Raw genomic sequence first — 26,825 nt, forward strand, 5'->3', positions numbered from 1 at the left:
CCATTTTTTTGCGACTCATGAAACGAATCGTCAGTAATTCCGTAGCTCGTCCCGTGCTGGCATGGGCCGCTATTGCCTCGTTGGCCCTCGTCGCCGGATGCAGCTCGCTGTCGAGCGCCTTGTCTTCGGACAAGGTCGACTACAAGAGCTCGAAGACCGGCCCCTCGCTCGACGTCCCGCCGGATCTGACGAACGTTCAGGCCGCTGACCGCAAGTACGTGACGCCGGGCGGCACCGCCACGCTGTCGACCTACGAGACGCAGCAGAAGGTCGTTGCCGCCAATCCGACGGACACGGTGCTGCCCGCCGTGCCGGGCATGAAGGTGGTGCGCGACGGCAACGAGCGTTGGCTCGTGATTCAGAAGCCGGCCGGCGAGCTGTGGCCGACGCTGCGCGAATTCTGGCAGGAAAACGGTTTCGTGCTGACGATCGACTCGGCCGATACCGGCGTGATGGAAACCGACTGGGCGGAGAACCGGGCCAAGCTGAATCAGGACATCATCCGCGATCTGCTGGGCAAGGTGCTCGACGGTCTGTATTCGACCGGCGAACGCGATCGTTTCCGTACCCGTGTCGAGCGTGATCCGAACGGTGGCACGGACGTCTACATCACGCATCGTCGCATGGTGGAAGTGTTCACGAACTCGCAGAAGGACACGACCAAGTGGGAGCCGGCGCCGAACGATCCGGGTCTCGAAGCCATCATGCTCACGAAGCTGATGCAGCGCTTCGGTGCGCAGGCCGATCAGGCCAAGGCCCAAGTCGAAAGCGCGAAGGCGGGCGGTCCGACCAGTCAGGTCGTGAAGACGGCCGATGCGTCGTACCTCGACATCAACGAGCCGTTCGACCGCGCATGGCGTCGTGTGGGTGTGGCGCTCGATCGCGGTAACTTCACTGTGGACGACCGTGACCGCGCGAAGGGCCTGTATTTCGTGAGCTATGTCGACCCGGCATCGCTGGCGAAGGACAACGGTTTCTTCTACAGCCTGTTCCATGCGAAGGAAGTGCAGGATCAGAAGAAGGCCAAGAAGTACAGCGTGAACGTACAGGGTCGCGGCGACAGCCAGACGCGCGTGCAGGTGCTCGACGACAAGGGTAACGTCGACAACTCGCAGATCGCGCAGACGATCATCAGCGTGATCGGCAACCAGCTCCGTTAAGGCGGGCGTGCGGTTCGCCAGTCTAGGCAGCGGCAGCGAAGGTAATGCCCTGCTGGTGGAGGCGTCGGAAGGCGCTTCCACGACACGCATTCTCCTCGATTGCGGTTTCTCGATGCGAGAGGTCGAGCGTCGCCTCACGGCACGCTCGATCGACGTGGCGTCGCTCGACGCCATTGTCATCACGCATGAACACGCCGATCACATCGGCAGTGCACTTTCCCTCACACGCAAGTATCGAATCCCGCTCATCATGAGCTGGGGAACGGGGCAGGCCGTCAAGGTCGCCACGACGCTCTCTGTCGAGGACAGCCACGCGCTCGTGCGGTGGTGTCGTTCCGACGAGCGCCTGACGGTGGGCGGCCTGGAGCTGCATCCCTATACCGTGCCCCACGACGCGCGCGAGCCTCTGCAATTCGTGTTCTACGACGGTGCTCGCCGCTTGGGTGTGCTGACCGATGCCGGGTGTCCGACGGCGCACGTCATCGCTACGCTGGGCGGTTGCGACGCGTTGGTGCTCGAATGCAATCATGACCGCGAGATGCTGGCCAACAGCAAATATCCGCCGTCGCTCAAGGCGCGCATCGGTGGCACCTATGGGCATCTGGCGAACGCCGCTGCTGCGGAGATTCTCGGGGCGATCGACCGGGCAAAACTTCAGCGTGTGGTCTGTGCGCATTTGAGTGAGCAGAACAATACGCCGGAACTGGCGATGGCGGCGATGACCGCAGTCATCGGCACAGAGGCCACAGAGATCCTGGTGGCGACGCAGGCGGGCGGATTCGACTGGCTGATGTGCTAAGGCGTCTCGCAGCGTGCGCCGTTCGTCGGTGTGATGTATGTGATGCGAGGCGTGCAAATACGAAACGTACAGACGTAAAAAAGCCGGTCGGAAGACCGGCTTTTTTTGCTCAACTGCCTTGCGGCAGCGAGAGCTTACTTGCTGGCAGCAGCGTCAGCAGCCGAAGCAACGGCGTCAGCAGCAGCACCAGCAGCCGAAGCGGCCGTGTCAGCAGCAGCACCGGCAGCCGAAGCAGCCGAATCAGCAGCAGCGCCAGCAGCCGAAGCGGCGTCCGAAGCAGCCGTAGCAGCCGAAGCGGCAGCGTCAGCAGCCGGAGCAGCGGCTTCTTCCTTCTTGCCGCAGGCGGTCAGGGCGATAGCCAACAACGAAGCGACGAGGAGAGACTTCTTCATGATCACGTCCTTTTATGGTAGAAGACAAGCGAATTGAATATTAGTTACGGTAATACGCTCTTGCCAGCGCAAAGCCGATTGCGAGACATTGGCAATTGAGGATTACCCTTGGTCATGCAAGCTGCTTGGCGAGAAATTATATTGGGTTTTCCCCAAGGCGTCACGTCAATCTCGCGGATTTACCCCGCTTTTTTCCTTACGGCGCGCAACTTTCGCACGCCTTTCGCGTCGGGTCCAAGCAGCAGCCATCCCGAAGCATACCAATCGTACAGAATTTCAACGATTTCTTGGTCTTTTTGCTCGAAATCCGCACATTCTGCTGCATCCAGCTCGCGCTGATCTGCAAGGATTCGTAATGTAGATCGCGCACTGATAGGCACTTCAAGTGGTTCGCCGTTGACGAAGTACCGGTTGCGTCGATACAACAATTGCGTCTTCGCCGAGAGCGTCACGCCTCGTGTAGATACTTCGTGCACGAAGCGTGATGTCGAAAGCGGCTTCTCGGGGGGATCGAAAAACACATGCGACTTCGGTTCGCTCAGCCATCGCCCCAGGAAATCTTCGACTTCCTTTTGCCCCCAGCGCACACGTTCGAGCTGCGAGATGAGTGTGTCGATCATCGCATCGGGCAGTGCGGCCGGATGTTTGACGGCGGGTTGCTTCGGATCCGCGTATCGCCCAGCGAAATGACGCGCAAACGGCAGGTCGGCGGCGTTTTCCGCGAGGTAATACAGGAAGTTCTGAAGCATCTCCTGTTCGAGCGGCGCGCGGAATCCGATGGAGTACGTCATGCACTCGCCTTCGGCCACGCCATCGTGCGCGTAGCCCGGCGGCAGATACAGCATGTCGCCCGGCTCCAGTACCCATTCCTCTTCGGCCTCGAAGTTTTTCAGAATGCGCAGCGGCACGTCGTCCAGCCACGTCGTGTCGCGTTGCGCTCCGATGCGCCAGCGGCGCTTGCCGTGCGCTTGCAGCAGAAACACGTCGTACGAATCGAGGTGCGGGCCGACGCCGCCGCCGTCGCTCGCGTAGCTGATCATCACGTCGTCGAGACGCGCGTCGGGAATGAAGCGAAACCGTTGCATGAGGGCGTCGACCGCGGGCGCGTGAAGGTTCACGCCCTGCACGAGAAGCGTCCATTGCTTGCGCGTGAGCGGCGGCAGAGCGTCGATGTCGAACGGGCCGTGATCGAGTTGCCAGCGTTTGCGCGCATGGGTGATGAGGCGGGACTCGACATCGTCCTGCGCAGCAAGGGCGAACAGCGCCTCACGCGAGAGCGGTGCGGAAAAGCCCGGGATCGCCTGACGGATGAGCAACGGGCGCTTGTGCCAGTAGCGCTTCATGAAAGCGTCGGGAGCGAGGCCGCCGAGCAACGGCAATGGGGAGCGAGAGGTCGTCATTCGTGGGAGCCGGGCCGCTGTCATACGGCTGCGCGTATAATGCGGGCTGTTTTTCGGAGAGTTTGATGAAGATCGAAAAGAATACCGTCGTCTCGGTGACTTACAAGTTGTCGGACGCTCAGGGCAACCTGATCGAAGAAAGCGGCGCCGAGCCGATGGTCTATCTGCACGGCGGCTATGATGGCACGTTCCCCAAGATCGAGGAAGCGCTCGATGGTCAGGACGTCGGCTTTGAGACCCAACTGCAACTGGAGCCGACGGACGCCTTCGGCGACTACGATTCCGAGCTGATCAAGATCGAAGAGCGCGGCCGTTTCCCGGATCCGCTCGAAGTCGGCATGCAGTTCGAAGGCACGCCGGAAGATGGCGACGAAGAGGCCGACACGCTGATTTACACGGTGACCGACGTGGCCGACGACAAGGTCGTACTCGACGGCAATCACCCGCTCGCGGGCATGGCACTGCGCTTCGAACTGAAGGTGACGGACGTGCGTCAGGCCACCGAAGAGGAAATCGAGCACCAGCACGCGCATGGCGCGTCGGGTCTCGAGATCGTCGACGAGGACGAAGACGACGCGCCCACGCTGCATTAATCGCGGTACGAGCTAAGCGTCACCCCGTGACGCGGAGCGCGCGAGCAGTATGAGCAAGAGCGCCGGACAGGCGCATCGTGAAATGCGATGCGCCTGTCCGGCGTTTGCATTTTCCAGACGTGAATTTGTGTAATGCGTGGCCGGGTAAGGCGGGCGGAAATGCGGTCCTGATCCGCATTGCGACGCAAACCGGCTCAGTTGCCGTGCGCCGTGCTGCGAGACGTGGCTTTCGGGAGCATCGCGGGGCCGATCGGCATGATGCCCTCGTTCGGGTCCAGGCTGATGGCGGTGTTGCTCGTCAGTCCAGAGGCCGGGTAGAGCACCGCATAGGGCACGGATGCGGGTGTTACGCTGGATGGGGTGGACGCGGTGGATGTCGATGCAGGTGTCGCCGACGGCGTCGCGTGGCTTGCGGGCGCAGCCCCGGGCACCGCAGCCGGTGCCAATATGCCACTCCCTGTCGTCGCCCGTGTCACATCCGCCCCCGAGGCGGTGCTTTGTGCGGCTGTCGCACCGCTACTGCGCTGACCGCTGACCGTTGGCGCGGCGGTGCTGTTCGGCGGCAGGAGTGCGCTCTCGAAGCGAAATAGCGAAGACGTTCGGGGATCGACGTGTACGCGTACCCACCGATTGCTCGTGGGAGACCCGAAGGTGCTTAGCCGCGTGAACGTCTTCACCGGTGCGCCATGAGCGTCGCGCAAGGGTTGCGAGTGATGCATCGTCTTGCCGCTGTCGATCAGCAGCATCGGCCCTTTAAAGCGCGCCGCCAGGCGTTGCAACTGCGTGCGGAAGTCCTTATAGCCGTCCACGCCGCGACGTCCTGCTCGATCCGAGAAGATGCCGCCCAGTCCGCCGCCGCGCGCTGGCTCGAACTCCGGGTCGGCCTGCGCGATGACGACCATGCCGAGCGCGTCCTTCTGCTGCGCATAGACGAGCGCATGTTGCAGCCAGACGCGCGTCGCAATGACCCGATCCTCGTACTCGCCATTGCGTCCGCCAGCCGAGCGATAGTTATTGTTGTTGCCCGGGAGATTCACGCCGACGAAAACCACACCGCGATAAAACCATCGCACGTTCTCGTGATACTGCCGAAACCGCGCCATGTCGCTCTGACGCGTGAGGTCGAACTGCGCATAGCCGACCGGGCCGGGGCCCAGTAGCGCGTCGTCGTCGAAGGCGTGATCGCGCAGGAAGTCGAGCCGCTCCACCGGGTTGTAGCTGCCGTCGGTTGCGCGTTCGCAATCGGCCCAATCGTTCGCGCCGGGCACGTAGATCATCGGCTTGGGCGAACTGGCCAGCAGACTCAGACGCTGCGTGACGAGGTCGTCGCGACACGATTCCGAAACGCTTTTGAGATTGCCTGCGTGTACGACGAACGCCGCTGGGGTGTCGCCGATGCTCGCCAGTACACTGCGCGTGACGGGCACCTCGGTGCTGTTGAACGGGGTATTGCCGAGCACCGCAAACTCGAACGGCGGTGGCTTGGCCGGTGCCTTGGGTTGTGTCTTCGCGGCGGTTCGGGTCGACGCTTTCGCGCCACCCGAGGTCGCCATCGCCGCTGTCGAGCCGATCACCAAAGAAAGCGTCACGAGACACACGACCAGCAGGCCGGTGCGGGTGTCATGCATGACGGGTGGGCGACGAAGGCTCGACATAGGGGCGTCAGTCGGGCGTTCGGCCGCGCATCAGGCCTCGCAGTTCATAAAGCAGATCGAGTGCTTCGCGCGGACGCAGATCGTCCGGATCGATTTCCGCCAGACGCGCCAGTGCTGCCTCCGATGCCGGATCGAGGGTGGGGGCGCTGTGCGCTTGCGCCCCGTTTGCGCGCGGTGCGATGGCGTCGTCGGCCGCATCCGCTCCCGCAAGCTCAACGGCCGCGCGCGGCGCAAACAGATCGAGTTGCGGCGCGGCCGGGTCGAGCGCCTGCTGTTCGAGCAGCGCGAGATGCTTGCGCGCGGCGCGAATGACCGGCATCGGCACGCCCGCGAGTTGCGCCACCTGCAGGCCGTAGCTCTGGCTCGCGGGGCCGTCCTGCACGGCGTGCAGGAACACGATCCCCTCACCATGCTCCACCGCCGAGAGGTGCACGTTCGCGCATTGCGGGAACTCGTCGGGCAATTGCGTCAGTTCGAAATAGTGCGTCGCGAAGAGGGTGTAGCAACGGTTGTGGCCGAGCAGGTGACGGGCGATGGCCCATGCGAGCGCGAGACCGTCGAAGGTCGACGTGCCGCGTCCGATTTCATCCATCAGCACAAGGCTCTGATCCGTGGCCGTGTGCAGAATCGCCGCCGATTCGGTCATCTCGACCATAAACGTCGAGCGACCGCCCGCAAGGTCGTCCGACGCGCCGATACGTGTGAAGATCGCGTCGAGCGGTCCGAGTCGCACAGCTTCGGCGGGCACGTAGCAGCCGACGTACGCCAGCAGCGCAATCAGTGCGGTCTGACGCATGAACGTCGACTTACCGCCCATGTTCGGACCGGTGATCAGCAACAAGCGACGCGGATCGCCCAGCGAGCAATCGTTTGCGATGAATCGTTCGACTTGCTGCTCGACGACGGGGTGTCGGCCCTGACGAATGTCGACCACACGGTCTTGTACGAGTTGGGGCTTCACCCAGCCGAGCGTTTCGGCGCGCTCCGCGAGCGAGGCCAGCACGTCGAGCTGCGCTAGCGCCTGCGCAATGCGCTTGAATTCGGTGATGTGCGGCAGCAGCGATTGCAGCAGCGCGTCGTAGAGCATCTTCTCGCGCGCGAGCGAGCGCTCCTGTGCCGACAGCGCCTTGTCCTCGAACGTCTTCAGTTCCGGCGTGATGTAACGCTCGGCGTTCTTGAGCGTCTGGCGCCGGCGATAGTCGTCGGGCACCTTGTCCGTCTGACCGCGCGTGACTTCGATATAGAAGCCGTGCACCTTGTTGAACTCGACGCGCAGATTGTTGATGCCGGTGCGCGCGCGCTCGCGCGTTTCCAGATCGACGAGGAACTGGCCGCAGTTCTCGGAAATGTCGCGCAGCTCGTCGAGATCGGCGTCGTGGCCGCGCGCGATGACGCCGCCGTCGCGCAGCATGGCTGCCGGTTCTTCGGCAATGGCGCGCGTGAGCAGCGCGAGCGCGTCGTCTGGAATCGCGAGGTCTTCGTGCAGGATCGCCAGCAGCGGCGAACGCGCTTCGACCGCGCGCAACGTCGTGTGCAACTCGGGCAGACGGCGCAGCGCGTCGCGCAGGCTCGACAGATCGCGCGGACGCGCCGTCAGCAACGCCAGACGCGCGGTAATGCGCTCGACGTCGGCGACATGACGCAGTTCGCTATTGAGCGCGCGCCACGTGCCGGGGCCTTCGAGCAGCGTCGCAATCGCCAACTGACGCGACTGCGGCACTTGCTGATCGCGCATCGGATGGTGCAGCCAGTGACGCATCAGACGACTGCCCATCGTCGTGCCGCAGGTGTCGAGCAGCGAGAGCAGGGTGGGCGATTCGGTGCCGCGCAGCGTCTCCGTGAGTTCCAGATTACGGCGCGTCGCGGCGTCGAGGCCAATATAGGCCGCTTCTCGCTCCACGTTCAGACTTTGCACATGTCGCAGCGACTGACCCTGTGTGGCGGCTGCGTACTGCAACAACGCACCTGCCGCGCCCAGCGCGGGATCGAGACCGTCACAGCCGAACGCCGTCAGGCTCGCAACACCCAGTTGGTCGCGCAGACGCTGCGTGCCTGCGGCGGTGTCGAAATGCCAGTCGGGCACGCGCGTCGTGGTGCCGAGCGAGAAGTTGCCGAAAGCTTCGACGGCGCTGTCGGGCACCAGCGTTTCCGCCGGACGGATGCGTTCGAGTTCGCGCGGCAGTTTGTCGGCGGCCACTTCCATCAGTCGCAATTCGCCGCTGGCCAGCGATAGCCACGCGAGACCGGCCACGCGTTCGCTGGCGCGTCTCGCGGGCGGCATCTGCACGGCGAGGAGGTACTGATCGACCTTGTCGCTGAGCAGGGCGGCGTCCGTGAGCGTGCCGGGGGTGACGATACGTACGACCTTGCGCTCGACCGGCCCCTTGGACGTTGCCGGGTCGCCGATCTGTTCGCAAATGGCGACGGATTCGCCGAGCTTGACCAGCTTGCCGAGGTACTGCTCGACAGCGTGGTGCGGCACGCCCGCCATGCGGATCGGCTGGCCCCCGGACTGCCCGCGGGCGGTGAGCGTGAGGTCGAGCAGGCGCGCGGCCTTGGCAGCGTCGTCGTGGAAGAGTTCGTAGAAATCGCCCATGCGGTAGAACACCAGCATGTTCGGATGCTCGGCCTTGATGCGTGTGTACTGCTGCATCATCGGCGTCATGGCGGGTGTCGCAGTGGTCGCGGCCGGTGCCGCGGGAGTCGCTTGGGTGCTCGTCATGAATGAATTCGGGTCGGGCAGGTCGGGTCACGATGCGCGCCGGCGGGGATTTCCGCCCGGCACATCTCTCAGTGAGTCGGCAGGCCAATTTCGTCGGTCTTGCCGGTTTGCACCATCGTGGCGCGTTGGATGCGCAATTTTACGACGGGTTCGGGGTGCGCCGTTATCCATCCTTTACCCATGTCATTCATCGCTGCCGATGAGGATGTCGCGTGAAAGCATCAAGGGGGCGTCGAATATTTCTCAAGTTTCATGAAAATGTGCCGTTTCGGGTGGTAATCTCTCGCCAAAATAAGCGAAAGCAAGACAAAAGCTACTCTCGTACGGGCCAGCATGGTGAAGTCGTTGAAGGGACGAGTCGCAGCGGCGACCGCACTCGTCTCGATGATAGTGATCGTCGGATTGGCGGTCGGCATCGAGTTTTTCGTCTACGGAGAGTTGCGAAACTCGATGCAGGCGCAACTCGACACGCACGTCAAGCTCGCGGCCGATCAGCTCGACGACAAGCTGCGCGCCAAATTCATCGAGCTGCATCGCATGGCGCGCAATATCGGCGACCCCGCCGCGATGACGCCTGCGCAGTTCGAGACCTTCGTGGGGCGCTCGGTGTCGATGCCGGAGACGTTCAATACGATCTTCGTGGCCGCGCCCGACGGTCATCTCTTCTACGATTCCACCTTCGCCGCAACCTCCATCAATATCGCCGACCGCGACTATTTCCGTCAGTTGCTGGCGGGCGCGCCGCAAGCAGCGTCCAGCGTGATTGCGGGCAAGATCACCGCCTCGCCGGGTATTGTCCTCGCGGTGCCCGTGACAAACGCGCAGGGCAAGGTGATCGCGGTCGTCGGCGGTGCGGTCAATCTGCTGCGTCAGAACTTCATCGTCGATCTCGCCAGCAACAGCGTCGGTGAGACGGGGCGGTACTGTCTGATCACGAACGAGCAGCCGCCGCGCTACGTGATTCAGGCGGACGTCACCAAGATTCTCACGCCGGTCGGTCCGGTGCAGACGATGTGCGGCGTGCGCGACGCCGGCTCGAACGACATCGTCCATATGCATCCGCTGGTGGCGCGTGCCCCGATGACGACAACCGGCTGGAACGTCGTGGCGGTGCTGCCCGGTGCGGAGGCGTTCGATCCGATCTCCCGCGTTCGGCGTCAGGTAGTGCTGCTGGCCATCGCCGCGATCGGCATCGCTGCGCTCGTGATGTGGTGGGTGGCGCGGCGCTTGCTGCGGCCGCTCGACACGCTGCGCGATCTGATCGAGCGAAGCGCAGGCGACATGCGCGCGGTGCAATCGTTGCCCGTGCAGCGCGCCAATGAAATCGGTGCGCTGGCGAACAGTTTCCGCAGCATGATGGAGCAATTGAGCGAACGCACGGAAGCGCTTGAGATGTCGCGTGAGGCGGCGCGCGCGAACGTGCGACGGATGCAGGAAGTGGCAGATCGCGTGCCGTATCTCGTTGCGTTTCTGGACGGCGACGAGCGGTTTGCCTTCGTGAACCGCGCATGCGAGGTGCGGCTGCGGCGTTCGCGAGACCGCATTCTGGGCGTGACGGCGCGCGAGTTGCTTGGGCCGTCGCTGTATCGCGAGTTCGCGCCGCATCTTGCGCGCGCCTTCGCTGGCGAGGCGGCCACGTTCGTCTGGGACTTCGGTGAAGACACGGCCTATCGATGCTTCGAAGTGAGTTTTCAGCCGGAGTGGGCGACGCATAACGTGCTGGCCGGCGTGCACGTGTTCGTGCGTGACATCACCGTCGAGCGCTCGAACGAGCGGCGCTGGCGGCGCGAGTCGCATACGGACCATCTGACGGGGCTGCTCAATCGCAAGGGCTTCGATCAGGCGGTGTCGGGCGCGGTGCGTCGTGCGCGTGAAGGGGCGGGCGCACAGGCACTGCTCTTCGTCGATCTGGATCGCTTCAAGCTGGTCAACGATACCTGGGGCCATTCGCTGGGCGACGAGTTGCTTCGGCGTCTGGCCAAACGATTGCTCGCGAGTGTACGCGAGGGGGATGTGATTGCCCGCTTCGGGGGCGACGAATTCGCCGTGATCATGCGCGACGTGCAGGACTTGCTCGATGTCGAGCGCGCGGCGATGGCCATTCTCGATACGGCGTCGCGACCGATGATGCTCTCGGTCGGTGAGGTGTCAGTGGGTGCTTGCGTCGGCGTGGCGATGGTCGCGCGCAACGAGGACAAGACGCCGGACATGCTGTTCGAAGCGGCCGATCGCGCGCTCTACGAGGCGAAGCACGGCGGACGCGGGCGGTTCGTCCTCAGCAACGGCAACGCCGAACGCGCACCGTAAGCAGATGCCATCGGCAGGCACCGCAGCAGGCACCACAGCAGGCACCACAGCAGGCACCACAGCGGGCACCAGAGCAGGCACCATCAGCAGGCACCGTCAGCAGGCACCGTCAGCAGGCACCGTCAGCAGGCACCGTCAACGGATGCAGTAAGCGGGCGCTCACAGGGGTGGCGCGCCGTTGCGTCGAGCGTTGCCCTGCATTGGGCGCAGGCAATCGAAACGGTGCCAACGATCATCTTCCCTGAAGTTACGAGCGTCGATTGTCTGACGCACAATGAGCGACGCCCGTCGTCGGCGGTGTGTTCGTTGGCCGTTCTCGACGCCGCCGCCGGTCGGGGGTGAGGAAGTTCTTCAGGAGGTTTCGAAAGTCTTCGTAAAAAGGAGGCGGGCATGAAACTGGAAAGCGGACGAGGCCGTGCAGTCACGCGGGCGGCTTCCGACGCAGGGTGGCGCGACGCCGGCCGGACAGGCAAGGCAGCCGGTGAGGGCGCGCGCCATGATCCACCGCGGGCCTGGCATCGCAGACCACGAACGCGCTCGGAGACCGACGCGCGGGACAACGATGCAAGACATTGCAGTCTGTCGGTTCGTGAAAACGAAGTGTTTCATATGCTGGTCGACGGCCTGGCCGTCAACGAGGTCGCCCACGCGCTGCATCTGAGCGAGCGCACGGTCGCGTCGCACGTCGCCCATATTCTGGATAAGCTCGCGCTGGGAGACAGCGCAGAACTGATCGGCTACGCCGTCCGGCACGGTCTGATCGATGAAGGGAGCGAGGGCGTCGCCTGAGGCGTATTCGGTGCGAAGCAGATCCTCACATGGCAAGTCAACCCGGCGCGTCGCGAGCGGTCGTCATGATCGTTGCGGCGCGCCCGTCACGGGCGTGTCTGCGAAGCGCGTCCCCGGCGCTTGCGTTGGCGCTCGCACCGCCTTCCGTTCGTTCGGCATCGCTTTCCGCTTCCTGCCCACCTCCCGCCCACCTCCCGCCCGCGTCCCGATTAATTCGGAATGGCCCGGCCGTCGCGCTCTGTGTGCACTCACGACCGACGCGATTGTGCAGTCGGTGATATGGTGCAGGCTCAACAAAATTTTCACGGAAGGTGCGTGTCATGACGGACGAGCCGCGCGCTAAGCGTCGGTCCGAATGTCTGCGCGTCACCGTCGACACCCCAACAAGTAGGGGCGGCGCTTTGCTTGCGTGGCGAGACCGCTTCAGGAATCGAGGACAGACACGATGAAGGCCATCGAAATCACCCAGTACGGCGCACCGGAAGTGCTCAAGCTCACCGAGCGTGCGCGTCCCGAACTCAAGCCGGGCGAAGTGCTCATCAAGGTGAGCGCCTCGGGCGTGAACCGTCCCGACGTGCTCCAGCGCATCGGGCAGTACCCGGTCCCGCCGGGTGCATCGGACTTGCCGGGGCTGGAAGTGGCGGGCGAAATCGTGGAAGGCGCGCAAGGAGTGCTTGAAGGCGCGGACAACCGCTGGGGCCTGAAGGTTGGCTCGCGGGTATGCGCGCTGGTGCAGGGCGGCGGTTACGCCGAGTACTGCACCGCGCCGCTCGCGCAGGTGCTGCCGGTGCCCGATGGGTTGTCGGACGTCGAGGCGGCGTCGTTGCCCGAGACGTTCTTCACGGTCTGGAGCAATATGTTCGATCGCGCACGTCTCGGTGAGAACGAAGCGGGCGAGAAGGAGACGCTGCTGGTGCAGGGCGGCACGAGCGGGATCGGCGTGACGGCGATTCAACTGGCCGTCGCCCTCGGCCATCGTGTGTTCGCCACGGCCGGCTCCGAAGACAAGGCGCGTGCCTGCGAGACGCTCGGCGCAGAGCGTGGCATCAACTACAAGACGGAAGACTTCGTCGCCGTCACGAAGGAACTCACCAAGGACCGCGGCGTGGACGTCGTGCTCGATATGGTGGGCGGCGATTATCTGCCGCGCGAAGTGCAGGCGCTGGCCTTCGACGGGCGTATCGCCATCATCGCGTTGCTCGGCGGTAGCAAGGCGACGCTGGATATGGGGGCGCTGCTGCGTCGCCGACTCACCGTGACGGGCTCGACGCTGCGTCCGCGCTCGGTGGCCTTCAAGGCGGCTATTGCCAGGAACCTGCACGACAAGGTCTGGCCGTTGCTCGCCGCAGGCAAGATTCGTCCCGTGATTTATCAGACCTTTCCGGCCGAACAGGCGGACAAAGCCCATGCTTTGATGGAGACGAGCACGCACGTCGGCAAGATCGTGCTGACCTGGTAAGCACGTTCTGTCCGATTCGCCGGGCCCGGTGCTGTGAATCCGCGTGAATGACCCATTCCATGCGGTTTCGCACGTCGGAAAACCGGCGAAATTGACCCCTATGCCCCGGACGCACTAGAATGAGAGGTTTTTCGTCTATACGCATTGGGGGATAAGGCGTGACAACTGGTACCGCAGCTTCGGCTCGCACTATCAGCCGTAAGGCTGGCAAGCTCGTCGTGGGCAATTGGAAACTGCACGGCAGTCTGGCCGGCAATGAGGCGCTGCTGGGCGACCTGCTGGCTTCGCCTGTGCTGAGCGCACCGGGCGTGACCGCGGCCGTTTGTGTGCCGTTCCCCTATCTCGCCCAATGCCAGGCCCGCCTCTCGGGGCAGGTGCTGGGCTTCGGTGCGCAGGACGTATCGGCGCATGTGAACGGCGCGTTCACCGGCGAAGTTGCCGCGCAGATGATCGCCGAATTCGGCGCGAAGTTCGTGATCGTCGGTCACTCGGAGCGTCGCGCGTATCACGGCGAGACGGATGCGAGCGTGGCGGCCAAGACGCTGCGTGTGCTCGATGCCGGTATGACGCCGATCGTGTGCATCGGCGAAACGCTGGCCGAGCGCGAAGCCGGTGAGACGACGGCAGTCGTCACGCGTCAGCTCGAAACGGTGCTCGCGGCACTGACGCTCGAGCAGGCGGCGAAGATCGTCGTTGCCTACGAGCCGGTCTGGGCGATCGGCACGGGCAAGACGGCGACGTCGGCGCAAGCGCAGGAAGTGCATGCGCATCTGCGTTCGCTGCTGCGTGCAAAGGGTGAGGCGGTTGTGGATGTGGCGGTGTTGTACGGCGGTAGTGTGAAGCCGGATAACGCGGCCGAACTGTTCTCGATGGCGGACGTCGATGGCGGTCTGATCGGCGGTGCGGCATTGAAGGCAGCAGATTTTCTGGCGATTTGCGAGGCAGGTCTGTCGCGCTGACGCCAATACCGTTTGTTGTAACGGTATGAAATAGTCATGATGCAGCGCATCAATTTCGCTGCGAATCGAATGAATCGGATTCTTCTATACGGGTGGTGAGATGGGGTTGTTGAAAACGTTGTTGATCGTGGTGCAGGTGCTTTCCGCGCTGGGCATCATCGGTCTGGTGTTGTTGCAGCATGGCAAGGGCGCCGACATGGGCGCGGCATTCGGCAGCGGTTCGTCGGGGAGTCTTTTCGGCGCATCGGGTTCGGCCAACTTCCTGTCTCGCACCACGGCTGCACTGGCTGCCGTGTTCTTTGTGACCACGCTGGGCCTCACTTATCTCGGTTCGTACAAGCCGGCATCAAACATCGGTGTCCTTGGTAATTTGCCTGCGGCGACTGCGCCGGCCACGGCTTCCGCATCCGCTGCTGCAAGTGCTCCGGCACCCGCTTCGGCTGCGAATCCGCAAGATGTGCCGAAGTAATGGGCATCGCGTTTGTGACAAGTAATACGCTGTAAAGAAAGTTGAAAAAAAATCGATTTGTGCATTGAACAAAATGCTGAAGGGCGCTACTATAGCGGTCTTGAAGCGATTCGTAAGTGACAGCGGATTGCAGACTATGAATGCCGACGTGGTGAAATTGGTAGACACGCTATCTTGAGGGGGTAGTGGCGAAAGCTGTGCGAGTTCGAGTCTCGCCGTCGGCACCACAGTTCTACGATGCCAGCCTTGCGTTTATGCTTTGGCTGGCATTTTATTTTGTGCTCACCGTTCATCCGCTTTCCGGTCCCCACACCATCGACGAGAGCGGTTCTTTGAACTAACCGAAAGAGGGTAGAGTTGAACCTCGGAACCTATTATCCCGTCCTGCTGTTTCTTCTGGTAGGTGGCGGTCTTGGGGCGGTACTGATTGGCGTCGGTAAATTCCTCGGCCCCAACAATCCCGACAGCGAAAAACTCTCTCCGTACGAGTGCGGCTTCGAGGCTTTCGAAGACGCGCGCATGAAGTTCGATGTGCGCTACTATCTCGTCGCCATCCTTTTCATCCTGTTCGATCTCGAGACGGCATTTCTGTTTCCGTGGGGCGTCGCCCTGCGCGATATCGGCTGGGTGGGCTTTATCTCCATGATGGGTTTCCTGCTTGAACTGCTCGTCGGTTTCGTTTTCCTGTGGAAGCGCGGTGCGCTCGACTGGGAATAAGACCGTCAACGTAATTGGCAGCATTGCAGAAGGATTCAGGGTAAGCATATGAGCATCGAAGGGGTTTTGCGCGAAGGGTTCGTCACCACCACGGCTGACAAACTCATCAACTGGACGCGTACGGGTTCGCTTTGGCCGATGACGTTCGGTCTCGCGTGCTGTGCGGTCGAAATGATGCACGCCGGCGCGGCGCGTTACGATCTGGACCGGTTTGGCGTGGTGTTCCGCCCCAGCCCGCGTCAGTCGGACGTGATGATCGTGGCCGGTACGCTGTGCAACAAGATGGCGCCCGCGCTGCGCAAGGTCTACGACCAGATGGCCGAGCCGCGCTGGGTGATCTCGATGGGGTCGTGCGCCAACGGCGGCGGCTACTATCATTATTCCTACTCGGTGGTGCGCGGTTGCGATCGCATCGTGCCGGTCGACGTCTACGTGCCGGGCTGTCCGCCGACGGCCGAGGCGCTGGTCTACGGCATCATCCAGTTGCAGTCGAAGATCAAGCGGACTGCGACGATCGCGCGTAAATAACCGCTACCGCCCATGTCTACACTAGAAAAACTCAAGACCACCCTGCAAAACGTGCTTGGCCCCCGGGCCGAGCAGTTGGTGGAAGCCCTCGACGAGCTCACGCTCACCGTCAAGGCTAGCGACTATCTCGAAGTGGCGCGTACGCTGCGCGATCATCCCGAGCTGAAGTTCGAGCAGCTGATGGACATTGCCGGTCTCGATTACTCGGCTTACGGCGATGGCGCCTACGACGGTCCGCGTTACGCCGCCGTGTCGCATCTGCTCTCGCTCACCCACAACTGGCGTCTGCGCGTGCGCGTGTTCGCACCGGAAGACGATCTGCCGGTCGTGGCCTCGCTGATCGATCTGTGGAGTTCGGCCGACTGGTTCGAGCGCGAAGCATTCGATCTGGTCGGTATCGTGTTCGAAGGTCACCCGGACCTGCGCCGTATTCTCACGGACTACGGTTTTATCGGTCACCCGTTCCGCAAGGACTTCCCGACGTCGGGTTATGTCGAGATGCGTTACGACCCGGAGCAGAAGCGAGTGATCTATCAGCCGGTGACGATCGAGCCGCGCGAAATTACGCCGCGCATCATCCGCGAAGAGCATTACGCCGGTCTGAAACATTAAGGTGGCCTTGTGGCAGACATCAAGAACTACACCCTGAACTTCGGTCCGCAGCACCCGGCCGCGCACGGCGTGCTGCGCCTGGTGCTCGAGCTGGACGGCGAAGTCATCCAGCGTGCCGATCCGCACATCGGCCTGTTGCACCGCGCGACCGAAAAACTCGCCGAATCGAAGACGTTCCTGCAATCCGTGCCGTACATGGATCGTCTCGATTATGTGTCGATGATGTGCAATGAGCACGCATACGTCATGGCGATCGAGAAGCTGCTCGGCGTCGACGTGCCGATTCGCGCACAATACATCCGTGTGATGTTCGACGAGATCACGCGTGTGCTGAACCACCTGATGTGGATCGGCTCGCACGCCCTCGACGTGGGCGCGATGGCCGTGTTTCTGTACGCCTTCCGCGAGCGCGAAGACCTGTTCGACGTGTACGAAGCCGTCTCGGGTGCGCGTATGCACGCGGCCTACTACCGTCCGGGCGGCGTGTATCGCGACCTGCCGGACACGATGCCGAAATATCGTGCGTCGAAGATCCACAACGAGCGCGCGATCAAGAAGATGAACGAAGCCCGCGAAGGCTCGCTGCTCGACTTCATCGAAGATTTCGCCATCCGTTTCCCGAGGTGTGTCGACGAGTACGAAACGCTGCTCACCGACAACCGTATCTGGAAGCAGCGTCTGGTGGGTATCGGCGTGGTGTCGCCTGAGCGCGCGATGCAGCTCGGCTTCTCCGGCGCGATGCTGCGCGGTTCGGGCATTGCCTGGGACTTGCGCAAGAAGCAGCCGTACGAAGTGTACGACCGCCTCGATTTCGAAATTCCGGTGGGTAAGGAAGGCGATTGCTACGACCGTTATCTGGTGCGCGTGGAAGAGATGCGCCAGTCGGCCAGCCTGATCCGCCAGTGCGTGAAGTGGCTGCGTGAGAATCCGGGTCCGGTGATCACCGACAACCACAAGGTGGCTCCGCCGTCGCGCGTCGAAATGAAGTCGAACATGGAAGAGCTGATTCACCACTTCAAGCTCTTCACGGAAGGCTTCCACGTGCCCGCCGGCGAGACGTATGCCGCTGTCGAGCACCCGAAGGGCGAGTTCGGTATCTATCTGGTGTCGGACGGTGCCAACAAGCCGTATCGCCTGAAGATTCGTGCGCCGGGCTTTGCCCACCTTTCGGCGCTCAACGAGATGGCGAAGGGTCACATGATTGCCGATGCTGTGGCGATCATCGGCACCCAGGACATTGTGTTCGGCGAGATCGATCGCTAAGTGCGCAGCGGACGCATTGCGCGTCCGCGAGTTTTATTCGGCGGGGTTTCGCAGGTCGATTCCGTTGCCGTTCCAGTAGCCGTGCCAGCAGTGCGTGGGCAGTCGACAAAATCGGCGCGCCCGCGCTGGCACGAGCGGGGATAACGTTTTAGAGAACAGTCGGATCGGAAATGCTTTCTCCCGAAGCCCTGAAGAAAATCGACCGTGCCGTTGCCAAATACCCTGCCGAGCAGAAGCAGTCGGCAGTGATGCACGCCCTTGCCGTAGCGCAGGTCGAAAAAGGCTGGTTGTCGCCCGAAGTGATGCAATTCGTGGCGGACTACCTCGAGATGCCCGCAGTCGCGGTGCAAGAGGTCGCAACCTTCTACACCATGTTCAACACGAGCCCGGTGGGCAAGTTCAAGTTGACCGTGTGCACGAACCTGCCTTGCCAGCTCACGCGTGGCGAAGAAATGGCCAAGTACCTGAAGGAGAAATTGGGCGTCGAGTATGGCGACATCACGCCCGACGGCCTCTTCACGGTCAAGGAAGGCGAGTGCATGGGCGCTTGTGGCGACGCTCCCGTCATGCTGGTGAATAACCATCGCATGTGCGGCTTCATGAACGAAGAAAAGGTCGACGCGCTCATCAACGAGCTGACGGCCAAGGGCGCAGCAGGAGAGAAAGCATGACGTCGCTGCACAACCGTCACATCAAGCCGCTGATTCTTGCCGATCTGAACGGCGAGAACTGGCACCTCGAAGATTACGTCAAGCGTGGTGGTTACCAGCAGCTCGCACGTATTCTGAAAGAGGGCATCACGCCGGAGCAGGTGATTGCCGACGTCAAGGCGTCGGGCCTGCGTGGCCGTGGAGGCGCTGGCTTCCCGACCGGTCTGAAGTGGAGCTTCATGCCGCGCGCGTTCCCCGGTCAGAAGTACCTCGTCTGCAACTCGGACGAAGGCGAGCCGGGCACGTTCAAAGACCGCGACATCATGCGCTACAACCCGCATTCGTTGATCGAAGGGATGGCCATCGGTGCATACGCCATGGGCATTTCGGTTGGCTATAACTACATCCACGGTGAAATCTACGAAGTGTACGAACGCTTCGAGGAAGCCCTGGACGAAGCGCGCGCAGCCGGTTATCTGGGTAACAACATTCTTGGCACGGACTTCTCGTTCGAGTTGCACGCTCACCACGGTTACGGTGCGTACATCTGCGGCGAAGAGACCGCGTTGCTCGAATCGCTCGAAGGCAAGAAGGGGCAGCCGCGTTTCAAGCCGCCGTTCCCGGCGAGCTTCGGTCTGTACGGTAAGCCTACGACCATCAACAACACCGAAACGTTCGCAGCCGTTCCGTTCCTGCTGGCCACCGGCCCGCAGCAGTATCTGGAACTGGGCAAGCCGAACAACGGTGGCACCAAGATTTTCTCGGTGTCGGGCGACGTCGAGCTGCCGGGTAACTACGAAGTGCCGTTGGGCACGCCGTTCTCCGAATTGCTCGAACTGGCCGGTGGTATGCGCGGCGGCAAGAAGCTCAAGGCAGTGATTCCTGGCGGTTCGTCGGCACCGGTCGTGCCGGCCGGACTGATGATGGAAACCACGATGGACTACGACAGCATCGCCAAGGCTGGCTCGATGCTGGGTTCGGGCGCGGTGATCGTCATGGACGAAACGCGCTGCATGGTGAAGTCGCTGCTGCGTCTGTCGTACTTCTACTACGAAGAATCGTGCGGTCAGTGCACGCCGTGCCGTGAAGGTACTGGCTGGCTGTGGCGCGTGGTCAATCGTATCGAGCATGGTGAAGGCCGCCAGGAAGATCTGGACCTGCTCAACTCGGTGGCCGAGAACATCATGGGCCGTACCATTTGCGCGCTGGGCGATGCCGCAGCGATGCCTGTGCGCGGCATGCTCAAACACTTCTGGGACGAGTTCGCCTACCACGTCGAGCACAAGCATTGCTTGGTCGGCGCTCACTAATCCCTTTTGACGCTTGGCATTGAACCGCTATGGTTGAAATCGAAATTGACGGCCAAAAGGTCGAGGTGCCCGAAGGCAGCATGGTGATCCAGGCTGCCAAGAAGAACGGCACCTATATTCCCCACTTCTGTTACCACAAGAAGCTGTCCATCGCTGCGAACTGCCGCATGTGCCTGGTCGAGGTCGAGAAGGCCCCGAAGGCTGTGCCGGCATGCGCTACGCCGGTGGCCAACGGCATGATCGTGCGTACGAACTCCGAGAAGGCTGTGAAGGCACAGCAATCGGTGATGGAGTTCCTGCTGATCAACCACCCGCTCGACTGCCCGATCTGCGATCAGGGCGGTGAGTGCCAACTGCAAGATCTGGCAGTGGGTTACGGTAAGTCGGCTTCGCGCTATCAGGAAGAGAAGCGCGTGGTGTTCCACAAGAACGTGGGCCCGCTCATCTCGATGGAAGAGATGTCGCGCTGCATTCACTGCACCCGTTGCGTGCGTTTCGGCCAGGAAGTGGCCGGCGTCATGGAATTCGGCATGCTGGGTCGCGGCGAGCACTCGGAAATCACGTCGTTCGTCGGCAAGACGGTCGACTCCGAACTCTCGGGCAACATGATCGACCTGTGCCCGGTCGGTGCGCTGACCTCGAAGCCGTTCCGCTACAGCGCCCGCACGTGGGAACTGTCGCGCCGCAAGTCGGTGAGCCCTCACGATGGCGTGGGTGCGAACCTCGTGGTGCAGGTGAAGAACAACAAGGTCATGCGCGTTGTGCCGCTCGAAAACGAAGCGGTCAACGAATGCTGGATCTCGGACAAGGATCGCTTCTCGTACGAAGGCCTGAACAGCGACGAACGTCTCACCAAGCCGATGCTCAAGCAGGGCGGCGAGTGGCACGAAGTCGACTGGCAGACGGCGCTCGAGTACGTCGGTCACGGTCTGACGGACATTATCCGCGACTTCGGCGCCGACGCCGTTGCCGCGCTGGCCTCGCCGCACGCCACTGTCGAAGAACTGCACCTGCTGCAGAAGTTCGTGCGTGCACTGGGTAGCGACAACGTCGACTTCCGTCTGCGTCAGACGGATGTGTCGGGCGGCACCCAGGGTGCACCGTGGCTCGGCCTGCCGATCGCCGAACTCGATACGCTGCAAAGCGCGCTGGTTGTCGGCTCGTTCCTGCGTAAGGATCATCCGCTGTTCGCCTCGCGTCTGCGCTCGGCCGTGAAGGCCGGTGGTCAACTGAATCTGCTGCACGGCTCGGACGACGATCTGCTGGTGAAGCTCGCCAACAAGATCATCGCGGCACCGAGCGCCTGGGTGAGCGAACTGGCAGGTATCGCCGTCGCCGCTGCGGCTGCCAAGGGCGTTGCCGCCCCGGCAGAACTGGCCGGTGTGAGCGCCAGCGACGCCGCCAAGGCGATCGCCGCTTCGCTGATCAACGGCGAGCGTCGTGCGATTCTGCTGGGTAACGCCGTTGTCCAGCATCCGCAATTCGCTCAATTGCACGCCATCGCACAAGTGATCGCTGACATCACCGGCGCGAAGCTGGGCTTCCTGACGGAAGGCGCGAACACGGTGGGCGGTTATGCCGTGAAGGCGTTGAGCGCGAAGGGCGCTGCGGCACTGTTCGCACAACCGCGTCAGGCTTACCTGCTGCTGGGCGCCGAGCCGGAGTTCGACTCGGCCGACGCGAAGCAAGCACTCACGGCATTGACCGCCGCGAAGATGGTCGTCTCGCTCTCGCCGTTCAAGCACGGCCTCGAATACGCCGACGTGCTGCTGCCGATCGCGCCGTTCACGGAAACGGCGGGTACGTTCGTCAACGCCGAAGGTCTGCCGCAACACTTCAACGGTGTGGTGCGTGCACTGGGCGACACGCGTCCAGGCTGGAAGGTGCTGCGCGTGCTGGGCAATCTGCTCAAGCTGCAAGGTTTCGAGCAAGATACCGCCGAACAGGTGCGTGACGAAGCGCTGGCCGGTTTCTCGCCTGCGTCGCTCGACAACCGCGCCCGCGCGGCACTGGTTGCGCCGAAGGCTGCAAGTCAGGGTCTGGAGCGTCTGGCCGATGTGCCGATCTACGCTGCCGACGCCCTCGTGCGCCGCGCACCGTCGCTGCAACTGACCAACGATGCCAAGGCTGCGCTGCGCGCAACGCTGCCGGCTGCGCTGTTCGACAGCCTGGGTCTCGCCAAGGGCGACGCGGTTCGCGTGCGTCAGGGCGACGCCGTGGTCACGCTGCCGGCCGCTCGCTCGGAAACGCTGCCTGCCAATGTGGTGCGTGTGCCGGCGGCCACGCCGGCGTCCGCCGCGCTTGGCGCGATGTTCGGTGAAATCTCGGTGGAGAAGGTGTAAATGAGCCTGAACGAAGTCATCAATCAATACGGCACGCAGCTGCTGGGCGTTGCCTGGCCGACGGTGTGGGCGCTGGTCCGCATTCTCGTCGTCGCCGTGATTCTGCTGCTGTGCGTGGCCTATCTGATTCTGTGGGAGCGCAAGCTCATCGGCTGGATGCACGTGCGTCTCGGTCCGAACCGCGTGGGTCCGGCAGGTCTGCTCCAGCCGATCGCCGACGTGCTGAAGCTGTTGCTCAAGGAAGTGATCACGCCGTCGCAAGTCAGCAAGGGCATTTACGCTATTGCGCCAGTGATGGCCGTGTTGCCGGCGTTCGCGATCTGGGCGGTGATTCCGTTCCAGCCGGGCGCGGTGCTGGCCGACGTGAACGCCGGTCTGCTCTACGCGATGGCCATTTCGTCGATCGGTGTCTACGGCGTGATTCTCGCCGGCTGGGCCTCGAACTCGAAGTACGCCTTCCTCGGCGCCATGCGTGCATCGGCTCAGATGATTTCGTATGAAATCGCCATGGGCTTCGCGCTGGTCACGGTGCTGATGACGGCCGGCTCGCTCAACCTGTCGGACATTGTGCGCTCGCAAGAGCACGGCATGTTCGCGGGCATGGGCTTGAACCTGCTGTCGTGGAACTGGATTCCGCTGCTGCCGATGTTCGTCGTCTACTTCATCTCGGGTATTGCGGAAACGAACCGCCACCCGTTCGACGTGGTGGAAGGCGAGTCGGAAATCGTGGCCGGTCACATGATCGAATACTCGGGCATGGGCTTCGCCCTGTTCTTCCTGGCCGAGTACATCAACATGATCATCATCTCGGCGCTGGCCTCGGTGCTGTTCCTGGGTGGCTGGAGTGCGCCGTTCGGCTTCCTGTCGTTCATCCCGGGTGTGTTCTGGCTGGCTTTCAAGGTGTTCCTGCTGCTGTCGGTGTTCATCTGGGTGCGTGCGACGTTCCCGCGCTACCGCTACGACCAGATCATGCGTCTGGGCTGGAAGGTGTTCCTGCCGTTGACGATCCTCTGGGTGATCGTGGTTGGGGGCTGGATCATGTCGCCCTGGAACATCTGGGGCTGAGGCGAACGGAGTAGAGGAATCCCATGGTAAGGGCAATCAAGGACTTTTTCGGCAGTTTCCTGTTGTTGGAACTGCTCAAGGGCATGGCGCTCACAGGGCGCTACACGTTCGCACGCAAGGTGACGGTGCAGTTTCCGGAAGAGAAGACGCCGCTGTCGCCGCGTTTTCGCGGTCTGCACGCACTGCGCCGTTATCCGAACGGCGAAGAACGTTGCATCGCGTGCAAGTTGTGCGAAGCCGTGTGCCCGGCAATGGCAATCACGATCGAATCGGATGTGCGTGACGACAATACCCGTCGTACCACGCGCTACGACATCGATCTGACCAAGTGCATCTTCTGCGGCTTCTGCGAAGAAAGCTGCCCGGTGGACTCGATCGTCGAGACGCACATTCTCGAGTATCACGGCGAGAAGCGGGGCGATCTGTACTTCACCAAGGAGATGCTGCTCGCGGTGGGCGATCGTTACGAAAACGAAATCGCGGCGGCCAAGGCGGCCGATGCGCCGTACCGTTAAAGCAGGGCAGGGCGCGGTGCTTGGGTAGCGCGCCCGGTACGGCAACAGACGTTGGCTAATTCTCGGCACACCCGGTGATTATGGAATTCACAACTTTTCTTTTTTACGTGTTTGCGCTGATCCTCGTGATCTCCGGCCTGAAGGTCGTGACCTCGCGCAACCCCGTACAGTCGGCACTGTTCCTGGTGCTGGCCTTCTTCAATGCTGCGGCGATCTGGATGCTGCTCGAAGCCGAGTTTCTGGCCATCATGCTGGTGCTCGTCTACGTCGGCGCGGTGATGGTGCTGTTCCTGTTCGTGGTGATGATGATCGACATCAATCTCGACGAACTGCGTCGCGGCTTCGGTAAGTTCATTCCGCTGGCGAGCACCGTCGGCGCGATCATGATCGTCGAAGCGGCACTCGTGCTGATGCGCGGCTACGGCGCCACGCGTGCCCCGGTGAAGGCCGTGTCGGCACCGGACGTGTCGAACACCAAGGCGCTCGGCGTTGCGCTCTACACCGACTACATCTTCGCCTTCGAAGTGGCAGGTCTGATCCTGCTGGTGGCCGTCGTGGCAGCCGTTGCGCTCACGATGCGTACCCGTAAGGACCACAAACAGACCGACCCGAGCAAGCAGGTGCGCGTGAAGAAACGCGACCGCGTGCGTCTGGTGTCGATGCCCGCCGAAGCCCGGCAGCAATCCACCGGCACCGACAAGCCGGCGGCGGAATAAGGAGACAGCATGATGTCGTTGTCGCTAGCGCATTACCTGGTGTTGGGCGCGATTCTGTTCGCGATCAGCATTACCGGTATCTTCCTCAACCGCAGAAATGTGATTGTGCTGCTCATGGCCATCGAGTTGATGTTGCTCGCGGTCAATCTGAACTTCGTCGCGTTCTCGCATTACCTGGGCGACATTGCCGGCCAGGTATTCGTGTTCTTCATTCTTACGGTGGCCGCCGCAGAAGCTGCGATCGGTCTGGCCATTCTGGTCACGCTGTTCCGTAAGCTCGAAACGGTCAACGTCGAAGATCTCGACCGCCTCAAGGGTTAAAGCGAACGCTGTTATGGCATCCACATTGAATCCCAACCTGCTGCTCGCGATTCCGCTGGCGCCGCTCGTCGGCTCCATGATTGCCGGCCTGTTCGGCAAGCAAGTCGGACGCGCGGGCGCCCACACGGTCACGATCCTCGGCGTGCTGGTCGCGTTTGTCCTGTCGGTCATGACCTTTATCGACGTGCTGAACGGGGCGAGCTTCAACGCCACGGTCTACGAATGGGCGCGCATCGGCGAGCTCAAGCTCGAGATCGGTTTCCTCGTCGACACCCTCACCGTCACGATGATGTGCGTGGTAACGTCCGTCTCGCTCATGGTGCACATCTACACCATCGGCTACATGGCGGAAGATCCTGGCTACCAGCGCTTCTTCTCGTACATCTCGCTGTTCACGTTCTCGATGTTGATGCTCGTGATGAGCAACAACTTCCTGCAACTGTTCTTCGGCTGGGAAGCGGTGGGTCTGGTCTCGTATCTGCTGATCGGTTTCTGGTACACGCGTCCGACTGCGATCTACGCCAACATGAAGGCGTTCCTGGTCAACCGCGTCGGCGACTTCGGTTTCCTGCTCGGCATCGGCCTGCTGCTGGCCTTCACCGGCACGCTGAACTACGGTGAAGTGTTCGCCAAGGCCAACGACGTTGCGGCCCTGTCGTTCCCGGGCACCGACTGGCGTCTGATTACGGTGGCCTGTATCTGCCTGTTCATCGGCGCGATGGGTAAGTCGGCGCAGTTCCCGCTGCACGTCTGGCTGCCGGACTCGATGGAAGGCCCGACCCCGATCTCGGCACTGATTCACGCGGCCACGATGGTGACGGCGGGTATCTTCATGGTGAGCCGTATGTCGCCGCTGTTCGAACTGTCGGACACCGCGCTGTCGTTCATCACGATCATCGGTGCGATCACGGCGTTGTTCATGGGCTTCCTGGGCATGATCCAGAACGACATCAAGCGTGTCGTGGCCTACTCGACGCTCTCGCAGCTCGGTTACATGACGGTCGCGCTCGGCGTGTCGGCCTACCCGGTCGCCATCTTCCACCTGATGACGCACGCGTTCTTCAAGGCGCTGCTGTTCCTCGGTGCGGGCTCGGTCATCATCGGTATGCACCACGATCAGGACATGCGCAACATGGGCGGCCTGTGGAAGTACATGCCGATCACGTGGATCACGTCGCTGCTGGGTTCGCTGGCGCTGATCGGCACGCCGTTCTTCTCGGGCTTCTACTCGAAGGACTCGATCATCGAAGCCGTCGCCGCCTCGCATCTGCCGGGTTCTGGCTTTGCCTACTTCGCAGTGGTCGCGAGCGTGTTCGTCACGGCGTTCTACTCGTTCCGTATGTACTTCCTGGTCTTCCACGGCAAGGAGCATTTCGGTCAGGCGCATGCGCACGATCATCACGACGCGCACCACGAGGAAGAAGAGGATTCGCCCGACGAGCACCACGGTCTGGCCCCGGGCCAGAAGCCGCACGAGTCGCCGGCTGTCGTCACGATTCCGCTGATTCTGCTGGCGATCCCGTCGGTCATCATCGGTGCCATCGCGATTGCGCCGATGCTCTTCGGCGAGTTCTTCAAGCAAGGCGTGGCGTTCAAGGACGTGATCTTCGTCGGCGAGAATCACCCGGCGATGGAAGAACTCGGCCACGAGTTCCACGGCTGGGTGGCGATGGCGCTGCACTCGTTCGGCACGTTGCCGATCGCATTGTCGGCGCTGGGCATCATTCTGGCGGCGTTCTTCTACCTCAAGCGTCCGGACATTCCGGAAGCGTTGAAGAACCGGTTCTCGGGCGTCTACAACCTGCTCGATAACAAGTACTACATGGACAAGATCAACGAAGTGGTCTTCGCCAAGGGCGCGCTCAAGATTGGTCGCGGCCTGTGGAAGGCAGGCGATCAGGGTCTCATCGACGGCGCCGTCGTGAATGGCAGCGCGCGTCTGGTGGGCTGGTTCGCCGGCGTCATCCGCTTCGTGCAATCCGGTTACATCTACCACTACGCGTTCGCCATGATCATCGGCATGCTCGGGCTCCTGACGCTGTTTGTGACGTTGAACGGCAAGTAATAGGGGGAGCCAATAAC

At 62.3% G+C, this 26,825-nt stretch carries 24 protein-coding genes and 1 tRNA gene; 21 read left to right on the forward strand and 4 right to left on the reverse strand.

Annotated elements, in window-relative coordinates; all coding sequences use genetic code 11:
- The first annotated feature begins 17 nt into the window (after positions 1 to 17).
- Both bamC and MB84_RS08820 read left to right on the forward strand, forming a co-directional pair.
- Positions 18 to 1,160, forward strand: a complete 1,143-nt coding sequence (gene bamC / locus MB84_RS08815; protein ID WP_046291514.1) for an outer membrane protein assembly factor BamC — start codon at positions 18 to 20, stop codon at positions 1,158 to 1,160.
- Between the two features lie 7 nt (positions 1,161 to 1,167).
- Entirely contained in the window at positions 1,168 to 1,959 is a 792-nt protein-coding gene (locus MB84_RS08820) for an MBL fold metallo-hydrolase (protein WP_046291515.1), read from the forward strand.
- A 134-nt stretch (positions 1,960 to 2,093) separates the two neighbouring features.
- Here MB84_RS08820 and MB84_RS29840 read toward each other — a convergent pair whose 3' ends face one another.
- Both MB84_RS29840 and MB84_RS08825 read right to left on the reverse strand, forming a co-directional pair.
- Positions 2,094 to 2,351, reverse strand: coding sequence for a hypothetical protein (locus MB84_RS29840; protein WP_072617452.1), 258 nt, complete (start codon positions 2,349 to 2,351; stop codon positions 2,094 to 2,096).
- A gap of 179 nt (positions 2,352 to 2,530) precedes the next feature.
- Positions 2,531 to 3,751 (reverse strand): ribosomal protein uL16 3-hydroxylase, encoded by a 1,221-nt coding sequence (locus tag MB84_RS08825; RefSeq protein ID WP_065225766.1) that lies wholly within the window; start codon positions 3,749 to 3,751, stop codon positions 2,531 to 2,533.
- Between the two features lie 65 nt (positions 3,752 to 3,816).
- Here MB84_RS08825 and MB84_RS08830 point away from each other — a divergent pair, with 65 nt between their 5' ends.
- On the forward strand, positions 3,817 to 4,344 hold the full coding sequence (locus MB84_RS08830) for an FKBP-type peptidyl-prolyl cis-trans isomerase (RefSeq protein WP_046291517.1): 528 nt from the start codon (positions 3,817 to 3,819) through the stop codon (positions 4,342 to 4,344).
- Positions 4,345 to 4,538: 194 nt separating this feature from the next.
- Here MB84_RS08830 and MB84_RS08835 read toward each other — a convergent pair whose 3' ends face one another.
- Entirely contained in the window at positions 4,539 to 5,972 is a 1,434-nt protein-coding gene (locus MB84_RS08835) for a hypothetical protein (protein ID WP_052653079.1), read from the reverse strand.
- Between the two features lie 34 nt (positions 5,973 to 6,006).
- Complete coding sequence (gene mutS / locus MB84_RS08840) at positions 6,007 to 8,721, reverse strand: DNA mismatch repair protein MutS (protein ID WP_084009678.1); 2,715 nt, start codon at positions 8,719 to 8,721, stop codon at positions 6,007 to 6,009.
- 333 nt (positions 8,722 to 9,054) lie between these two features.
- On the opposite strand from mutS, the gene MB84_RS08845 reads away from it, so the two are divergent.
- From MB84_RS08845 to nuoL, 18 genes are all read left to right on the forward strand, one after another.
- Entirely contained in the window at positions 9,055 to 11,028 is a 1,974-nt protein-coding gene (locus MB84_RS08845; RefSeq protein ID WP_046291518.1) for a sensor domain-containing diguanylate cyclase, read from the forward strand.
- A gap of 390 nt (positions 11,029 to 11,418) precedes the next feature.
- On the forward strand, positions 11,419 to 11,817 hold the full coding sequence (locus tag MB84_RS28890) for a response regulator transcription factor (RefSeq protein WP_084009679.1): 399 nt from the start codon (positions 11,419 to 11,421) through the stop codon (positions 11,815 to 11,817).
- 445 nt (positions 11,818 to 12,262) lie between these two features.
- Complete coding sequence (locus MB84_RS08855; RefSeq protein ID WP_046291519.1) at positions 12,263 to 13,276, forward strand: NAD(P)H-quinone oxidoreductase; 1,014 nt, start codon at positions 12,263 to 12,265, stop codon at positions 13,274 to 13,276.
- 191 nt (positions 13,277 to 13,467) lie between these two features.
- Positions 13,468 to 14,235 (forward strand): triose-phosphate isomerase, encoded by a 768-nt coding sequence (gene tpiA, locus MB84_RS08860; RefSeq protein WP_046293586.1) that lies wholly within the window; start codon positions 13,468 to 13,470, stop codon positions 14,233 to 14,235.
- Between the two features lie 100 nt (positions 14,236 to 14,335).
- Positions 14,336 to 14,704: a preprotein translocase subunit SecG gene (gene secG / locus MB84_RS08865; protein ID WP_046291520.1), complete on the forward strand. Its 369-nt coding sequence runs from the start codon at positions 14,336 to 14,338 to the stop codon at positions 14,702 to 14,704.
- A gap of 142 nt (positions 14,705 to 14,846) precedes the next feature.
- Positions 14,847 to 14,931: transfer RNA gene (locus MB84_RS08870), tRNA-Leu, on the forward strand.
- Between the two features lie 130 nt (positions 14,932 to 15,061).
- Positions 15,062 to 15,421 carry an NADH-quinone oxidoreductase subunit A gene (locus MB84_RS08875; protein WP_039368621.1) on the forward strand — a complete coding sequence of 120 codons (360 nt, stop codon included), beginning with the start codon at positions 15,062 to 15,064 and terminating at the stop codon, positions 15,419 to 15,421.
- Between the two features lie 48 nt (positions 15,422 to 15,469).
- Positions 15,470 to 15,949 (forward strand): NuoB/complex I 20 kDa subunit family protein, encoded by a 480-nt coding sequence (locus tag MB84_RS08880; RefSeq protein WP_010807413.1) that lies wholly within the window; start codon positions 15,470 to 15,472, stop codon positions 15,947 to 15,949.
- A gap of 12 nt (positions 15,950 to 15,961) precedes the next feature.
- Complete coding sequence (locus MB84_RS08885) at positions 15,962 to 16,561, forward strand: NADH-quinone oxidoreductase subunit C (RefSeq protein WP_046291521.1); 600 nt, start codon at positions 15,962 to 15,964, stop codon at positions 16,559 to 16,561.
- 9 nt (positions 16,562 to 16,570) lie between these two features.
- Positions 16,571 to 17,824, forward strand: a complete 1,254-nt coding sequence (locus MB84_RS08890; protein WP_046291522.1) for an NADH-quinone oxidoreductase subunit D — start codon at positions 16,571 to 16,573, stop codon at positions 17,822 to 17,824.
- A 170-nt stretch (positions 17,825 to 17,994) separates the two neighbouring features.
- Positions 17,995 to 18,495, forward strand: a complete 501-nt coding sequence (gene nuoE, locus MB84_RS08895) for an NADH-quinone oxidoreductase subunit NuoE (protein ID WP_046291523.1) — start codon at positions 17,995 to 17,997, stop codon at positions 18,493 to 18,495.
- Complete coding sequence (gene nuoF, locus MB84_RS08900) at positions 18,492 to 19,784, forward strand: NADH-quinone oxidoreductase subunit NuoF (RefSeq protein WP_046291524.1); 1,293 nt, start codon at positions 18,492 to 18,494, stop codon at positions 19,782 to 19,784. Before nuoE ends, nuoF begins: the two co-directional genes overlap by 4 nt.
- Positions 19,785 to 19,813: 29 nt before the next feature.
- Positions 19,814 to 22,126, forward strand: coding sequence for an NADH-quinone oxidoreductase subunit NuoG (gene nuoG / locus MB84_RS08905; RefSeq protein ID WP_046291525.1), 2,313 nt, complete (start codon positions 19,814 to 19,816; stop codon positions 22,124 to 22,126).
- Positions 22,127 to 23,191 (forward strand): NADH-quinone oxidoreductase subunit NuoH, encoded by a 1,065-nt coding sequence (gene nuoH, locus MB84_RS08910; protein ID WP_039399237.1) that lies wholly within the window; start codon positions 22,127 to 22,129, stop codon positions 23,189 to 23,191.
- 23 nt (positions 23,192 to 23,214) lie between these two features.
- A complete protein-coding gene (gene nuoI / locus MB84_RS08915) occupies positions 23,215 to 23,706 on the forward strand; it encodes an NADH-quinone oxidoreductase subunit NuoI (protein WP_046291526.1) in 492 nt (163 codons plus the stop codon).
- Between the two features lie 80 nt (positions 23,707 to 23,786).
- Positions 23,787 to 24,422, forward strand: coding sequence for an NADH-quinone oxidoreductase subunit J (locus MB84_RS08920; protein ID WP_046291527.1), 636 nt, complete (start codon positions 23,787 to 23,789; stop codon positions 24,420 to 24,422).
- 9 nt (positions 24,423 to 24,431) lie between these two features.
- On the forward strand, positions 24,432 to 24,743 hold the full coding sequence (gene nuoK, locus MB84_RS08925; RefSeq protein WP_023596640.1) for an NADH-quinone oxidoreductase subunit NuoK: 312 nt from the start codon (positions 24,432 to 24,434) through the stop codon (positions 24,741 to 24,743).
- Between the two features lie 13 nt (positions 24,744 to 24,756).
- On the forward strand, positions 24,757 to 26,808 hold the full coding sequence (gene nuoL / locus MB84_RS08930) for an NADH-quinone oxidoreductase subunit L (RefSeq protein WP_046291528.1): 2,052 nt from the start codon (positions 24,757 to 24,759) through the stop codon (positions 26,806 to 26,808).
- Positions 26,809 to 26,825: the final 17 nt, after the last annotated feature.

Origin of the sequence: Pandoraea oxalativorans (assembly GCF_000972785.3) — a bacterium.
Classification (GTDB): Bacteria; Pseudomonadota; Gammaproteobacteria; order Burkholderiales; family Burkholderiaceae; genus Pandoraea; species Pandoraea oxalativorans.

Coding starts and splice junctions, on each gene's coding strand:
- bamC (WP_046291514.1), top strand. CDS start 18: ATGAAACGAATCGTCAGTAATTCCGTAGCTCGTCCCGTGCTGGCATGG.
- MB84_RS29840 (WP_072617452.1), bottom strand. CDS start 2,351: ATGAAGAAGTCTCTCCTCGTCGCTTCGTTGTTGGCTATCGCCCTGACC.
- MB84_RS08825 (WP_065225766.1), bottom strand. CDS start 3,751: ATGACGACCTCTCGCTCCCCATTGCCGTTGCTCGGCGGCCTCGCTCCC.
- MB84_RS08830 (WP_046291517.1), top strand. CDS start 3,817: ATGAAGATCGAAAAGAATACCGTCGTCTCGGTGACTTACAAGTTGTCG.
- MB84_RS08835 (WP_052653079.1), bottom strand. CDS start 5,972: ATGCATGACACCCGCACCGGCCTGCTGGTCGTGTGTCTCGTGACGCTT.
- mutS (WP_084009678.1), bottom strand. CDS start 8,721: ATGACGAGCACCCAAGCGACTCCCGCGGCACCGGCCGCGACCACTGCG.
- MB84_RS08845 (WP_046291518.1), top strand. CDS start 9,055: ATGGTGAAGTCGTTGAAGGGACGAGTCGCAGCGGCGACCGCACTCGTC.
- MB84_RS28890 (WP_084009679.1), top strand. CDS start 11,419: ATGAAACTGGAAAGCGGACGAGGCCGTGCAGTCACGCGGGCGGCTTCC.
- MB84_RS08855 (WP_046291519.1), top strand. CDS start 12,263: ATGAAGGCCATCGAAATCACCCAGTACGGCGCACCGGAAGTGCTCAAG.
- secG (WP_046291520.1), top strand. CDS start 14,336: ATGGGGTTGTTGAAAACGTTGTTGATCGTGGTGCAGGTGCTTTCCGCG.
- MB84_RS08880 (WP_010807413.1), top strand. CDS start 15,470: ATGAGCATCGAAGGGGTTTTGCGCGAAGGGTTCGTCACCACCACGGCT.
- MB84_RS08885 (WP_046291521.1), top strand. CDS start 15,962: ATGTCTACACTAGAAAAACTCAAGACCACCCTGCAAAACGTGCTTGGC.
- nuoE (WP_046291523.1), top strand. CDS start 17,995: ATGCTTTCTCCCGAAGCCCTGAAGAAAATCGACCGTGCCGTTGCCAAA.
- nuoF (WP_046291524.1), top strand. CDS start 18,492: ATGACGTCGCTGCACAACCGTCACATCAAGCCGCTGATTCTTGCCGAT.
- nuoG (WP_046291525.1), top strand. CDS start 19,814: ATGGTTGAAATCGAAATTGACGGCCAAAAGGTCGAGGTGCCCGAAGGC.
- nuoH (WP_039399237.1), top strand. CDS start 22,127: ATGAGCCTGAACGAAGTCATCAATCAATACGGCACGCAGCTGCTGGGC.
- nuoI (WP_046291526.1), top strand. CDS start 23,215: ATGGTAAGGGCAATCAAGGACTTTTTCGGCAGTTTCCTGTTGTTGGAA.
- MB84_RS08920 (WP_046291527.1), top strand. CDS start 23,787: ATGGAATTCACAACTTTTCTTTTTTACGTGTTTGCGCTGATCCTCGTG.
- nuoK (WP_023596640.1), top strand. CDS start 24,432: ATGATGTCGTTGTCGCTAGCGCATTACCTGGTGTTGGGCGCGATTCTG.
- nuoL (WP_046291528.1), top strand. CDS start 24,757: ATGGCATCCACATTGAATCCCAACCTGCTGCTCGCGATTCCGCTGGCG.